14 protein-coding genes are annotated in these 12,159 nt (G+C 64.1%); 6 read left to right on the forward strand and 8 right to left on the reverse strand.

Annotated features, from left to right (window positions below; genetic code table 11):
- Positions 1–27 precede the first annotated feature (27 nt).
- Both FCT00_RS04490 and FCT00_RS04495 read left to right on the forward strand, forming a co-directional pair.
- Positions 28–1,764, forward strand: a complete 1,737-nt coding sequence (locus FCT00_RS04490) for a tetratricopeptide repeat protein (RefSeq protein ID WP_138422007.1) — start codon at positions 28–30, stop codon at positions 1,762–1,764.
- A complete protein-coding gene (locus FCT00_RS04495) occupies positions 1,754–2,581 on the forward strand; it encodes a 4-(cytidine 5'-diphospho)-2-C-methyl-D-erythritol kinase (protein ID WP_138422008.1) in 828 nt (275 codons plus the stop codon). The genes FCT00_RS04490 and FCT00_RS04495 overlap by 11 nt, the downstream gene beginning before the upstream one ends.
- On the opposite strand, the gene FCT00_RS04500 is transcribed toward FCT00_RS04495, so the two are convergent.
- A complete protein-coding gene (locus FCT00_RS04500) occupies positions 2,574–3,314 on the reverse strand; it encodes an alpha/beta fold hydrolase (RefSeq protein WP_138422009.1) in 741 nt (246 codons plus the stop codon). The two genes, FCT00_RS04495 and FCT00_RS04500, sit on opposite strands and share 8 nt — an antisense overlap.
- Position 3,315: 1 nt before the next feature.
- A complete protein-coding gene (locus tag FCT00_RS04505; RefSeq protein ID WP_008333436.1) occupies positions 3,316–4,311 on the reverse strand; it encodes a polyprenyl synthetase family protein in 996 nt (331 codons plus the stop codon).
- A gap of 71 nt (positions 4,312–4,382) precedes the next feature.
- Here FCT00_RS04505 and FCT00_RS04510 point away from each other — a divergent pair, with 71 nt between their 5' ends.
- The 3 genes from FCT00_RS04510 to FCT00_RS04520 all read left to right on the forward strand — a co-directional run bounded on the left by FCT00_RS04510 (position 4,383) and on the right by FCT00_RS04520 (position 5,684).
- The gene (locus FCT00_RS04510; protein ID WP_008333434.1) at positions 4,383–4,601 is read left to right on the forward strand and encodes a putative signal transducing protein; all 219 of its coding nucleotides are present in this window, start codon (positions 4,383–4,385) and stop codon (positions 4,599–4,601) included.
- Positions 4,602–4,603: 2 nt separating this feature from the next.
- A complete protein-coding gene (locus FCT00_RS04515; RefSeq protein WP_138422010.1) occupies positions 4,604–5,365 on the forward strand; it encodes a tRNA1(Val) (adenine(37)-N6)-methyltransferase in 762 nt (253 codons plus the stop codon).
- 151 nt (positions 5,366–5,516) lie between these two features.
- Positions 5,517–5,684 carry a YdcH family protein gene (locus tag FCT00_RS04520; protein WP_008333427.1) on the forward strand — a complete coding sequence of 56 codons (168 nt, stop codon included), beginning with the start codon at positions 5,517–5,519 and terminating at the stop codon, positions 5,682–5,684.
- A 9-nt stretch (positions 5,685–5,693) separates the two neighbouring features.
- Here FCT00_RS04520 and yddG read toward each other — a convergent pair whose 3' ends face one another.
- The 5 genes from yddG to FCT00_RS04545 all read right to left on the reverse strand — a co-directional run bounded on the left by yddG (position 5,694) and on the right by FCT00_RS04545 (position 10,470).
- Entirely contained in the window at positions 5,694–6,563 is an 870-nt protein-coding gene (yddG, locus tag FCT00_RS04525; RefSeq protein ID WP_138422011.1) for an aromatic amino acid exporter YddG, read from the reverse strand.
- Positions 6,564–6,630: 67 nt separating this feature from the next.
- On the reverse strand, positions 6,631–7,353 hold the full coding sequence (phbB, locus tag FCT00_RS04530; protein ID WP_008333425.1) for an acetoacetyl-CoA reductase: 723 nt from the start codon (positions 7,351–7,353) through the stop codon (positions 6,631–6,633).
- 74 nt (positions 7,354–7,427) lie between these two features.
- Positions 7,428–8,261, reverse strand: coding sequence for a patatin-like phospholipase family protein (locus FCT00_RS04535; protein ID WP_138422012.1), 834 nt, complete (start codon positions 8,259–8,261; stop codon positions 7,428–7,430).
- Between the two features lie 45 nt (positions 8,262–8,306).
- A complete protein-coding gene (locus tag FCT00_RS04540) occupies positions 8,307–9,482 on the reverse strand; it encodes an acetyl-CoA C-acetyltransferase (RefSeq protein ID WP_040885060.1) in 1,176 nt (391 codons plus the stop codon).
- A 151-nt stretch (positions 9,483–9,633) separates the two neighbouring features.
- Complete coding sequence (locus tag FCT00_RS04545; protein ID WP_138422013.1) at positions 9,634–10,470, reverse strand: EAL domain-containing protein; 837 nt, start codon at positions 10,468–10,470, stop codon at positions 9,634–9,636.
- 84 nt (positions 10,471–10,554) lie between these two features.
- On the opposite strand from FCT00_RS04545, the gene FCT00_RS04550 reads away from it, so the two are divergent.
- Entirely contained in the window at positions 10,555–11,109 is a 555-nt protein-coding gene (locus FCT00_RS04550; RefSeq protein ID WP_138422014.1) for a DNA-3-methyladenine glycosylase I, read from the forward strand.
- Between the two features lie 19 nt (positions 11,110–11,128).
- Here the strand turns inward: FCT00_RS04550 and FCT00_RS04555 are convergent, their stop codons facing one another.
- Positions 11,129–12,157 (reverse strand): NAD(P)/FAD-dependent oxidoreductase, encoded by a 1,029-nt coding sequence (locus FCT00_RS04555; RefSeq protein ID WP_138422015.1) that lies wholly within the window; start codon positions 12,155–12,157, stop codon positions 11,129–11,131.
- Positions 12,158–12,159 lie beyond the last annotated feature (2 nt).

Genomic DNA, 12,159 nt, shown 5'->3' on the forward strand with positions numbered 1-12,159 from the left:
CCATGTCCATCTGAGGAGAGGTGCCCCTTGCCCCGACTGTTCCAAACGGCCCGCACGCTTGGTGTCGCGTCGTTTCTCGCCCTCACCGCTTTGCCGATTTCGGCTCAGTCGACCGACGGTTTCACCGGGGCGTATCTCGCGGCGCGGTCCGCCGACGCGAATGCCGATTTCGAGGCTCTCGTCGAATACGGCACCCGTGCCCTTGCCGAACGTCCCGACAATGCCGGGATCATGGAGGGGCTGCTGGTCGCGCATCTCGGTCTGGGCCAGATCGACCAAGCCGTGCCGGTGGCCCGCCGCCTCGTCGAGATGTCCGAGGGCAATGAACTCGGCCAGATCGTCCTTTTGGGGGACGCGATGGGGCGTGAGGATTGGGCTGCGGTCGAAGACACCATGAACAGCGGTTTTTCGGTCGGTGGCCTTATGGACCCGCTTATTCTGGCATGGACCGCCATCGGCGATGGCCGCATGTCCCGCGCGCTCGAAATTTTCGAGGAATTGTCGCAGGACGACGTCGCGAAACAGGTCTCGGCCTTCCAGAAAGCGCAGGCGCTTGCCTATGTCGGTGACTACGAAGGTGCGGCCGCGATCCTGTCCGGCGAGGCGGGCGTCGAGCTTGCCCTGAACCGCTCGGGCGTCATCGCCTATGCGCAGATCCTGAGCCAGTTGGAACGCAACAACGACGCCATCGCCCTGCTCGACGCGCAATTGCCGAACACCGGCGACGAAGAAATCGCGATGCTGCGTGCCGAACTGGAAAGCGGCGCAACGGTCGAATTCGACTCGGTCAAATCGCCCAAGGACGGGCTTTCGGCCCTGTTTTACAACGTGGCGGAAGTGCTCGCCAATGATGCGAGTCCCAGCCTCGTCTTGATCTACGCGCGGCTGTCGCAATTCCTCGACCCCGAGAACGTGAGTGCGACGCTGCTCTGTGCCGCGGTGTTCGAGGACATGCAGAACCACGAACTCGCCGTGCAGACCTACAACCAGATCGCCCCGGACAGCCGCGCCTATGTGCAGGCCATGATGGGCAAGGCAAGCGCGTTGCGCCGTTCGGATCAGGCCGACGCGGGCATCGAAACGCTGACGACACTGGCGGATCGCTACCCCGATCTCGCCCCCGTGCATGTCGCGCTCGGCGATGCCTATCGCTACGAAGAAGCCTGGCCCGAAGCGATTGCGGCCTATGACCGCGCGATTTCGCTTTATCCCGAGGAAGTGGCGGCGCAATGGGCGGTCTATTTCGCACGAGGCATTGTGAACGAACGCGGTGGCCGGTGGGAGGACGCCGAGCGCGATTTCCGAAAGGCGCTGGAACTTGAGCCCGACCAGCCTTCGGTTCTCAATTACCTCGGTTACTCGCTCGTGGAAAAGCGCGAGAACCTCGACGAAGCGCTCGGCATGATCGAGAAGGCCGTCGATCAGCGCCCGAACGAAGGTTACATCGTCGACAGTCTCGGCTGGGTCTATTACCGGCTGGGCCGTTACGACGAAGCCGTGCCGCAGATGGAAAAAGCCGTTTCGCTGATGCCGGTGGACCCGGTCGTGAACGATCACCTCGGCGACGTCTATTGGGCCGTAGGCCGCACCCGCGAGGCGGAATTCCAGTGGAGCCGCGCGCTGAGCTTCATCACGGACGAGACCAACCTCGAAGAGGTCAAACCCGACCGCATCCGCCGCAAGCTCGAGGTCGGTCTGGACAAGGTGCTGGAAGAGGAAGGCGGCGATCCCATCCTTCGGCAGGAGAGCGCGGCTGCTAACTAAGGTTTTCGCACCGGCCAAGGTGAACCTGACGCTGCATGTCACCGGGCAGCGCAAGGACGGCTACCACCTGCTCGACAGCCTCGTGGCCTTCGCCGACGTGGGGGACCGTGTGTCCGTCATGGCGGCGGACGAACTGTCGCTCGACGTGACCGGCCCGATGTCAGACGGTGTGCCGACCGACGCGACGAACCTTGTCTGGCGGGCAGCGGAGCTGTTCGATCAGCCGGTCGCCATCACGTTGTCCAAGCATCTGCCCGCTGCATCCGGGATCGGTGGCGGGTCGTCGGACGCCGCTGCCACTTTGCTGGCGATGTCCGACCTGACCGGCGAACGCACCCTGCCCGAGGGGACGGCACAGCTTGGCGCCGACGTGCGTGTCTGCCTGACGCGGCAAGCCGCACGGATGTCCGGGATCGGGGAAATGGTCGAGCCGGTCGGCCCGCTGCCACAGCTTCATGCGGTTCTGGCCAACCCCCGCGTCGAAGTCCCGACGCCCGCCGTCTTCAAGGCCCTTGCGAGCAAGACGAACGCCCCGATGCCGCGCAAACTGCCGAAGTGGCAGGGCACCAAGCAGCTTATCGACTGGCTCGCGGCCCAGCGCAACGATCTGGAAGATCCCGCGATGCAGGTCGCCCCGGTGATCGTCGATGTGCTCGCCGCCCTCACCACGCTGCCGGACGCACGTCTTGCGCGTATGTCCGGGTCCGGTGCGACCTGTTTTGCGCTTTTCGCCAGCCGGGAAGCCGCGAACGCCGCCGCAGCCGCGCTGGCGGAGGTGCACCCGGAATGGTGGGTCGTCCCCGCCACGCTTACCTGATGTCGAGCAGAACCTTGCTTGCCGTTCCGTAGTGACCGAGGCCCGGATGTTCGATCATCTCGGGTTCGGTTCCAAGGGATTTGGCGAGTGCCTTTACCATGGCGGGCGGCACCCAGGAGTCCGCTGCACCCATGTGGATCGTGACGGGCACCGTCACCCGGCCCGGCACATCGGACCAGTCCTCGACATAGGCCGCAAGCTCGTCGCGATAGGCCGCGCGGGCGCTCAACAAAGCCGACCGCCACGCGGCGATCAGTCCATCCATGATGTCGGGATCGACCAGCAGGGCCTTGTCATGCACAGGTGCGCCACGAAACAGGCTTTCCAGAAACGACTGCGGCATCATCCGGATCGCACTCGCCTGCCCATAGACGAAGCCTTTGAACGGAAAGCCGCCGCGCTGCGCCGCCTCGAAAACGGGACGCCCGGCCATGTCCGACAGAAAGTCGCCCAGTTGAAGCGGACCGGCCGGCCCGATCAGCACCAACTCCCGCACGAGGTCGGGATGCGCCGCCGCCAGCCTAAGCGCCGACATGGCCCCAAGCGAAAACGCGACGATGCGATACGGGGCACCGGCCTGCAACCTGTCCGCCACCGCCTCGAGCCGCGCAGGGTAGTCGTCGCCCGCGACGCCCATCCGGTCGATCGCCGTCAACGGTGAGCCCGGCCCCAGCGCGTCAAGCTCGGCAGGCCCGCCGGGCAAGCCGTGGAAATAGACGCCAGCTTCGCTCATGTCAGTTCAGGCGCGCGACCACATAGTCCGCGATGTCGCTCAGCATGTCGCGGATCGGGTCTTCCGGCAAAGCGTCGAGACAGGCCTTGGCGCGGGCGGCCCAGTCCAGCGCCGCGGCCCGCGTGTCATCCAGCGCGCCATGGGCCGTCATGATCTCCAACGCCCGTTCCAGATCGCCGTCCCTCTGATCGTTCTTCTCAAGCGTCCGCTTCCAGAATGCGCGCTCTTCATCGTCGCCGCGCGCGATCGCCTTGATGATCGGCAGGGTCAGCTTCCGCTCGCGGAAATCATCCCCAATGTTCTTGCCCGTCGCGTCGCCGCCCCAGAAATCCAGCAGATCGTCGACCACCTGAAACGCGATGCCCAGCGCGTCGCCGTAGTCGTGCAGCGCCTTGATGCGGTCCTCGGACACGCCCGCAAGAATGCCCCCCACCTCGGTCGCGGCCGCGAACAGGGCAGCCGTCTTGCCGCGCACCACCTTGAAATAGGTGTCTTCGGTCGTGCCCAGATCCTGCGCCGCGGTCAGTTGCAGCACCTCGCCCTCGGTGATGGTGGCCGACGCGTTGGACAGAACCTGAAGCACCCGAAGCGAATCCGCCTCGGTCATCAGCTGGAACGAGCGTGCGAACAGGTAGTCGCCCACCAGCACGCTTGACTTGTTGTCCCACAGAAGGTTCGCGGTCGGGCGCCCGCGCCGCTGACCGCTTTCGTCCACCACGTCGTCATGCAGGAGCGTCGCGGTGTGGATGAACTCGACCGCCGTGGCGAGGTGAATGTGATGCCCGCCCTCGTAGCCGCAGAGCCGCGCCGAGGCGAGGGTCAGCATCGGGCGCAGACGCTTGCCGCCTGCATCCACCAGATGTGCCGTCACTTCGGGGATGCGGGGGGCATGCTCCGACGCCATACGGGCGCGAATCATCTCGTCCACCTGCGACAAGTCGTCTTTCAGATGGGCCGCGAGCCGTTCGTGGGGTTTGTGCGCTTTTTGGTCCAGCACGTGATGTCTCTCTTCATGCCGCCCGGACGATGGCCTCGACATCCGGTCGATTTCAGTCCTAAGTCCCATATATGAAAGAGCTTCTTCGCACGACAGACCCGACCATCATCGCCTTTGCGAGCGCCCTTTTATCGGGCGAAGGTATACCTGCCTTTCCGATGGACGTCCATATGAGCACCCTCGAGGGATCAATAGGTATTTTACCTCGTCGCCTTATGGTTCGGGCCGATGATTACGTCCGCGCGCGCCGCGTGCTGACCGAGAACGGTATTGAGCTCGAGGAGGAATGAGTATGGGGTTTGCCCGCCAACTTGTGACCGAGGACAAGTTCCTCGGCGGACAGCTTGTTCTGATGCAACCACGCGAAGGCTACCGCGCGGGCGTCGACCCTGTCTTTCTGGCCGCCTCCGTGGCCGCACATGATGGCGAGAGCGTGCTCGATCTGGGCTGCGGCGCCGGGGCTGCCGGGCTTTGCCTTGCGACGAGGGTGCCGGGCATCCGACTTGTCGGGGTTGAGCGGCAGGCGGACTATGCCGACCTCGCGCGAAAGAATTCCTTCGATAACGACATCGACATGGATGTGGTGGAGGCCGACATCTCGGACCTGCCCTCGGAGGTGAAAGAGGAAAGCTACGATCACGTCATCATGAACCCGCCCTATCATCTGAGGGAACGCTCCACGACTTCGGACGATGCCGGACGGGCCGCCGCGCTGTTCGAGGATACGCCACTCGCCACATGGATCGACGTCGGCACACGGCGCCTGAAGCATCGTGGATACATGACGATCATCCAGAAAGCCGAAAGACTGCCGGAGATCCTGCGGGGTTTCGACGACCGAATGGGCAGCATTCTGGTCAAGCCGCTGCTTCCCCGCGAAGGGCGCGCGGCGGTTCTCATCCTCGTTCAGGCCCGCAAAGGCGGACGGGGCGAATTTCGGCTGGCCTCCCCGCTCATATTGCATGACGGGGCCGAGCATGTGGGCGACTCGGAATCCTACCGCCGTGAGGTGTCGGCAATCCTGCGGGATGGTGCCGCGCTTCCCCTCTGGTAGTGATCCTTCAATCGCATTGATATTTTCTGACGCATTAGAACCTGAATCCTTGGCATTTGTTTGCCAAGACGCCGAGTTTTGAAACGATTTCGTGACAGACTCGCGGTTCTATGCTCCAATTTAGGTCTACATAACCAAATAGGAGGACCCCATGGATTTGAGTGCGCGCTTGAAGGAACTCCGCCGGAAACACGAGGCGCTGGCCGTGCAGGTCGAAGCCGCGCAGCGCAGCCCGAGCACCCCGGACACCGAAATCAGCTCCTTGAAGAAGCAGAAACTCATGCTGAAGGACGAGATCGAGCGTCTCGCCACCACCTGAGCCTCACACTCACCGCGCAGGCGAACGACCTGCGCGGGCCGCAAGAAACGCACCGAACGTAATCAGAGCCGCCGCAAGGATCAGCACAGGGCTGGCTTGCGCGACCCCGAATGCGATCAGGACGAAGGTCGACAGCAAGGGCGCTGCATAACTTGCGGTGCCCAGCAGTTGGATGTTTCCGCGCTTGACCCCCACGTCCCACGTGTAAAAGGCCAGCCCGACCGGACCGAGGCCCAAGGCAACGACCGAAACCCATCCGATGCCGGTCTCGGGCCAGGTCGTCGTTTCCACGACAAGATGCGCGAGCGTCGACAACACCGCCGTCGCTACGCAGTAGATGGCGACCGTATCCGTCGGCATCGCGCCCAACCGCCGTGAGAGAACCGAATAACTGGACCATGTCAGCGCGCAGAGCACCGCGAAGATGTAGCCCGGAAGCGCCTCGGCACTGAACCCGCCACTGCCCCGCGACAGCAGAAGTGCCGCCCCCGCGAAACTGACGAGCGCGCCCACGATATGCCCCGACCGCAGCCGCTCGCCGGGCAGAAGACCCGAAAACAGGACGATCAGAAGCGGCCAGAGATAGGCGATCAGCCCGGCCTCGGCGGCGGGTGCAAGCCTGAGCGCGCTGAAGTAGAAGAAGTGATAACCGAACAGGCCCGCCGTCCCGAAGGCATAGACCGTCCACGGCACCGCCCGAAGCCGCGCCCAGCCCCCGGTCGCGCTGACCCACACCAACCCGATCACCCCACCGATGGCGAAGCAGATCGCATTCAATTGCAATGGCGGAACCGGCGCCGTGCCAACGGTAAACAGCGCCAGAAGCGCCCAGAGCAGCACGGCGGTAAAGCCGATCAAGGTGGCACGGGATTGCGTCATGCGCACCATCTGCCACGAAAAAACCGGCCCCGAAAGGCCGGTTTCCTCTCCTCCCAGAGAAGGCGCGTCAGACGAAGAACTGCGCGCCGTTCGCGGAAATGGTCGAGCCGTTGATGAACCCGGCGTCATCGGACGCGAGGAACGCCACGCAACGCGCGATTTCCTCCGGTTCGCCCAGTCGGCCAGCCGGGATTTGCGCGATGATCGATTCACGGACCTTTTCCGGCACCGCCATCACCATCTCGGTCGCGATATAGCCGGGGCAGATCGCATTGGCGGTGATGCCCGCGCGCGCACCTTCCTGCGCCAGCGATTTGACGATGCCGAGGTCGCCGGCCTTGGTGGCTGCATAGTTCACCTGACCGAACTGGCCTTTCTGGCCGTTGATCGACGAAATGACGATCACGCGCCCGAACTTGCGCTCGCGCATCCCCGGCCAGACCGGATGAACGGTGTTGAACACGCCCGTCAGGTTGGTGTCGATCACCTGCTGCCACTGCTCCGGCGTCATCTTGTGAAACGGCGCGTCGCGGGTGATGCCCGCATTCGCCACGACCACGTCGATCGGCCCGATCTCGGCCTCGACCTTTTCGATCCCGGCCTTCGATTCTTCATAAGAACCCACGTTCCATTTGTAGGTCTTGATGCCGGTCTCTTCGGTGAATTTCGCCGCGGCTTCGTCATTGCCCGCATAGGTCGCCGCGACGTCGAATCCCGCCGCCTTGAGACCCTTTGAAATGGCCTCGCCAATGCCGCGGGATCCCCCCGTCACAAGTGCCACTCTGCCCATAAGATGTCCTCCAATTGTCATTTCAGTCCGGTAACTCTGTTACTCAATACACCAAGATAGCGCAACAATATTACCTAGCCCTGCGCCAGAAACTTTTCGGCGTCGGCCTCGCCCAGCGCCCATGTATCCCGCAGTTTTTGCGGGTCGGTGAAGTCGATCTTGTCGGCCGGCGTTTCTTCGCTCGGCCAGACATAGACCCGCCCTTCGATGTCGGGCAGGCGTTCATAGGGCCGCGTCAGCAGCACCAGCGTCTCGCCCTCGTTCGGCTCCGGCATCGGCGCCTGATCCGCCATGCCGCCGTCCACCACGCGCCTGTCGTTCCAAAGTGGCGGCTCGAACACAGGCGGAATCACGGCCGCCGCATTGACGAGTTCGACCAGCTTCCCGTTTCGTGCCGCGTCGTTCGCGTCGACCAGGTCGGCGGTCAGCCCCATCTTTTCGGCCCAATTGAAATGGGGGGAATTGATCGTGTGCAATTCGGCCTCATAGGCCAAGGCCAATGCCGCACCGGTCATGGTTGGAAGCCCCGTCTCCGGTGGATGTCCGATCAGGATCTGAAACCCCGGGCCGGTGGCGATTTGTTTCGCGGCGCTCGCGTCGATGACCCGATCGACGACCGAACAGTAAAGCTCCTGATGTGGTGTGATGCCATCCGCGTCGGCGGCGAACAGATCGATGTTCGTATCGCGTTTCTCGAAGGCCGCGCACATCTCGTCCAGCAGCTCTCGCTCGTATCCGGCAAGCCAGGCCGCCCCCGCGAGGGCCCCACCGCTCACGCCGGTGACGCGTTCGGGCGTATAGTTCACCCCGGCCTCCGCCAGTCGCGTCATGAACCCGCCCTGCCAGAAACAGCGAAGGCCACCGCCGGAAAAGACGATTTGCGCGGGGTTATCGGGTCGCTTTGCCATGATATGAAAACGGGCCCCTCAGGGCCCGGTTCCAAGTCTACTCCGTCAAGGACGTTCGAGACACATCGCAACGCCCATGCCGCCGCCGATACAAAGCGTGGCGAGGCCCTTCTTCGCGTCGCGCCGCTGCATCTCGAACAGCAGCGTGTTCAGGATGCGGGCGCCGGATGCGCCGATCGGGTGACCGATGGCGATGGCGCCGCCGTTCACGTTCACGATGGCCGGGTCCCAGTCCATGTCCTTGTTCACCGCGCAGGCTTGGGCGGCGAAGGCCTCGTTCGCTTCCACGAGGTCGAGGTCCGATGCCTTCCACCCCGCCTTTTCCAGCGCCTTGCGCGACGCGTAGATCGGGCCGACGCCCATGATCGACGGGTCCAGACCGGCGGTCGCGTAGGAGGCGATGCGGGCGAGCGGCTGGATGCCGCGCTTCTCGGCATCGTCCGCCGACATGACCAGCACGCCAGCCGCACCGTCGTTGATGCCCGAGGCGTTGGCGGCGGTCACCGAGCCGTCCTTGGTGAAGGCCGGGCGCAGTTTCTGCATCGCGTCCATCGTCGCGCCGTGACGGATGTATTCGTCCTGATCGACGGTGATGTCGCCCTTGCGGGTCTTCACAACGAACGGCACGATCTCGTCCGCGAACTTGCCGGCCTTCTGGGCCGCCTCGGCCTTGTTCTGCGACGCCACGGCGAATTCGTCCTGCATGTCGCGGGTGATCTGCCACTGTTCGGCGACGTTTTCGGCGGTCTGACCCATGTGGTAGCCGTTGAAGGCATCCCACAGCCCGTCCTTGATCATCGAGTCGATGAACTTCATGTCGCCCATCTTGTGACCGGCACGCAGATGCGCGACGTGGGGGCTGAGGCTCATGTTTTCCTGCCCGCCCGCAGCGACGATATCGGCATCGCCGAGCTGAACGTGCTGGGCGGCCAGCGCGACGGCGCGAAGGCCCGAACCGCAGACTTGGTTGATGCTCCAAGCCGCGCTTTCTTTCGGCAGACCAGCGTTGATATGCGCCTGACGGGCCGGGTTCTGACCCTGGCCGCCGGTCAGAACCTGACCGAGAATCGTTTCGCTTACTTCGGACTTGTCGATCCCGGCACGCGCGACCAGCGCCTCCAGAACGACCGATCCGAGGTCGTGGGCAGGGGTGTTCGCAAACGAGCCATTGAAGCTGCCCACGGGTGTGCGTGCAGCCGAAGCGATTACGACATTCGTCATGGTATGTCCTCTCCAGGTCAGATCCGGCAGGGGCCGGTGCATGGGGTTCGCCGATGCAGACCGTGCAATCGCACGATTCTCCCCCGCATCCGCGTCGGTCGTACCATTATGCTGCACGGCAGAATGAATCAAGGTTGACAGTGACGCTGCGTCACGCGCGTTGGCGCTGTTCCAGCCCCTCGCCCTTCCACCACGGGCGTATGGTCGGCGCCCCGAAGAAGTAGCCTTGCAGGAAGTCGCAGCCGTTGTCGGCCATGAACTGCGCGTCCTCGAGTGTCTCGACGCATTCCGCGACCGTCATCATGTCGAAATGCCGCGCGAGCGACAGCATGGCCTGCGCGATCACCTGATTGTCCGGGTTGTCGGCAATGCCGCGAATGAACTCGCCGTCGATCTTGAGAATATCGAAATAGAGGTCGCGCAGGTAGCGGAACGCGGTATAGCCCGCACCGAAATCGTCCAGCGCGAACGAGATACCCTCGGCCTGCATCTCGGACATGAAGACTTGCACCAGATCGGGCATGACGATGGCGGTGCGTTCGGTGATTTCGAGGATCAGACGCTCGCCCAGCGTGGGATCACGCTCCAACCCCTGCTTGAGCACCGTCTTCCATCGCGGATAGCCGATGGACCGGGCCGACATGTTGATCGACAACCTGAGCGAAGGCTCCTCCTCCAACGCGGCCAGACCGAGTTCGAGCGCGAGGGCATCGATGATGCGCCCCAGTTCCTGCTCTTCCACCACGTCGATGAAGTCCTTGGCCGGGATGATCCGGCCCGTGTGGTCGAGAACCCGGATCAACCCCTCGTAAAACGCCACCGTATCGGCGGCCTGCGCACGCATCACGGGCTGAAAGGCGAGCATGACCTGTTTCGTCTGCACGGCGCGACGCACCATGGCCATGGTATCGCGGTCCCGTTGCTGGATCGCGATGGTCAGCGGACTGGACAGGACGACATCCGGTTCGTCGGGGATTTCAAAGCGCATACCAACCTCAAACGCCAATGCATCGCCACCATTGCGCCAGACCTGCTAAGAAGCAGTAAAATTTCGGATTCGAGGTAAATCGCGATGGGTGAACGCTGTGGCTGGTGCGGGGACGACCCGCTTTACGTGGCCTACCACGACACGGAATGGGGCGTGCCGGAATACGACGGGCGCGCCTTGTGGGAAAAGCTCATCCTCGACGGGTTTCAGGCGGGGCTGAGCTGGATCACGATCCTGCGCAAGCGCGAGAACTTCCGGGCGGCTTTCGAGGGGTTCGAACCCGAGGTCATCGCGTCTTGGGGAGAGCCCGAGGTGGCGCAGCTGTTAACCAACGAAGGCATCATTCGCCATCGCGGCAAGATCGAAGCGACCATCGGCAATGCGCAAGCCTATCTCGACATGGGCGGGGCGCAGGTCTTTGCGGATCGGATGTGGGGCTATGTCGACGGCGCGCCCTTGGTGAACGACTTCGCGTCCCTCGGCGAAGTGCCTGCCTCGACACCGCTATCGACGCAGATCTCGAAAGACCTCAAGAAAGCCGGGTTCCGTTTCTGCGGTCCGACCATCGTCTACGCCTGGATGCAGGCCTGCGGATTGGTGAACGACCATATCTTAGGATGCCCGGCGCGGCGCGTCTGAGATTTCGGATCAGAGAGAATCAGAAGCTGGCTTCGGGTCTGAACTCGGCTGGGATCGTGTCGCGACCGTCGAGGATCAGATCGGCCATGACCTGCCCCACCATCGGCGCGATGCCGAACCCGATCTTGAAGCCACCATTGGCGATGAAATGTCCCGGCTTGCCGGGCCATGCGCCCAGCATCGGCGCGCGGGTGCGGGCGCGAGGCCGCAGCCCGGCCCAGCGTTCGAGAACCGGCGCATCGGCAAGCGCGGGCACGGCAGCGCGGGCGCGGGCGATCACCGCGTCCAGCTGGTCATCGGTGGTATCCGCTGCGCCGAAGTCACGTTCGGAGGTGGAGCCGATCGCGGTCGTGCCGTTCGCATGGGGCACGATATGCACGGTGTCCGCGAAAAGCTGCGGCAGGTCGCGGGCGTCGACATCGAGGAGCGCCGCCTGCCCCTTGACCGCCGCCCCCACCATGCGCCCCCGTTCGGCGCTCAGGGCCTCAAGCCCCGCCGCTCCCGTAGCCCAGACCACCGCACCCTCTTCCGACGCGTCCGACACGATGGAACCGCCCAGCGCCTGAACTGCGGCCGCGAGCGCGGCGCAGGCGTGACGGGGGAACATCCGCGCGGTCAGCGTATCGTGGATCAGCCTGCCCGTGGGTGAAAGCGGTGTCCAAGCACCGGTCGCCTCGACCACCTCCCACACATAGCGCCCCTCCCACAGCGCGCGCGCCGTCTCGGCCCGCGCTTCCGCCAGGGCAAGCGCTTGATCGTCGGCAATCGGTTGGAGCCGTCCGGTGCGCGCGTAGGAAGACGGCACGCCGCCCACCTCTTCGACGGCGCGCCAGAACGCCTCGCCCATGTCCAGAGCGGCGAACTGGAACGCCTTTTTCGGATTCCAGTTTTCCGGCACATGCGGGGCCAGCGCCCCGACGATCCCGCCAGAGGCCCCGCCGCCGACGCCGTTGGGGTCGACCACGCGGACACGGGCACCACGGGCCGCGCAGGCATAGGCGACGGACAGGCCGAAAGCGCCCGCCCCACGCACGGTCACGTCTACCATTG

Source organism: Maritimibacter alexandrii (assembly GCF_005871115.1).
Classification (GTDB): domain Bacteria; phylum Pseudomonadota; class Alphaproteobacteria; order Rhodobacterales; family Rhodobacteraceae; genus Maritimibacter; species Maritimibacter alkaliphilus.

What these genes read in the sequence shown, in the direction of transcription:
- FCT00_RS04500 (WP_138422009.1), bottom strand. Translation starts at nt 3,314, where the DNA reads ATGAGCGAAGCTGGCGTCTATTTCCACGGCTTGCCCGGCGGGCCTGCC.
- FCT00_RS04535 (WP_138422012.1), bottom strand. Translation starts at nt 8,261, where the DNA reads ATGGCAAAGCGACCCGATAACCCCGCGCAAATCGTCTTTTCCGGCGGT.
- FCT00_RS04520 (WP_008333427.1), top strand. Translation starts at nt 5,517, where the DNA reads ATGGATTTGAGTGCGCGCTTGAAGGAACTCCGCCGGAAACACGAGGCG.
- FCT00_RS04515 (WP_138422010.1), top strand. Translation starts at nt 4,604, where the DNA reads ATGGGGTTTGCCCGCCAACTTGTGACCGAGGACAAGTTCCTCGGCGGA.
- FCT00_RS04545 (WP_138422013.1), bottom strand. Translation starts at nt 10,470, where the DNA reads ATGCGCTTTGAAATCCCCGACGAACCGGATGTCGTCCTGTCCAGTCCG.
- yddG (WP_138422011.1), bottom strand. Translation starts at nt 6,563, where the DNA reads ATGACGCAATCCCGTGCCACCTTGATCGGCTTTACCGCCGTGCTGCTC.
- FCT00_RS04510 (WP_008333434.1), top strand. Translation starts at nt 4,383, where the DNA reads ATGAAAGAGCTTCTTCGCACGACAGACCCGACCATCATCGCCTTTGCG.
- FCT00_RS04550 (WP_138422014.1), top strand. Translation starts at nt 10,555, where the DNA reads ATGGGTGAACGCTGTGGCTGGTGCGGGGACGACCCGCTTTACGTGGCC.
- FCT00_RS04540 (WP_040885060.1), bottom strand. Translation starts at nt 9,482, where the DNA reads ATGACGAATGTCGTAATCGCTTCGGCTGCACGCACACCCGTGGGCAGC.
- phbB (WP_008333425.1), bottom strand. Translation starts at nt 7,353, where the DNA reads ATGGGCAGAGTGGCACTTGTGACGGGGGGATCCCGCGGCATTGGCGAG.
- FCT00_RS04555 (WP_138422015.1), bottom strand. Translation starts at nt 12,157, where the DNA reads ATGGTAGACGTGACCGTGCGTGGGGCGGGCGCTTTCGGCCTGTCCGTC.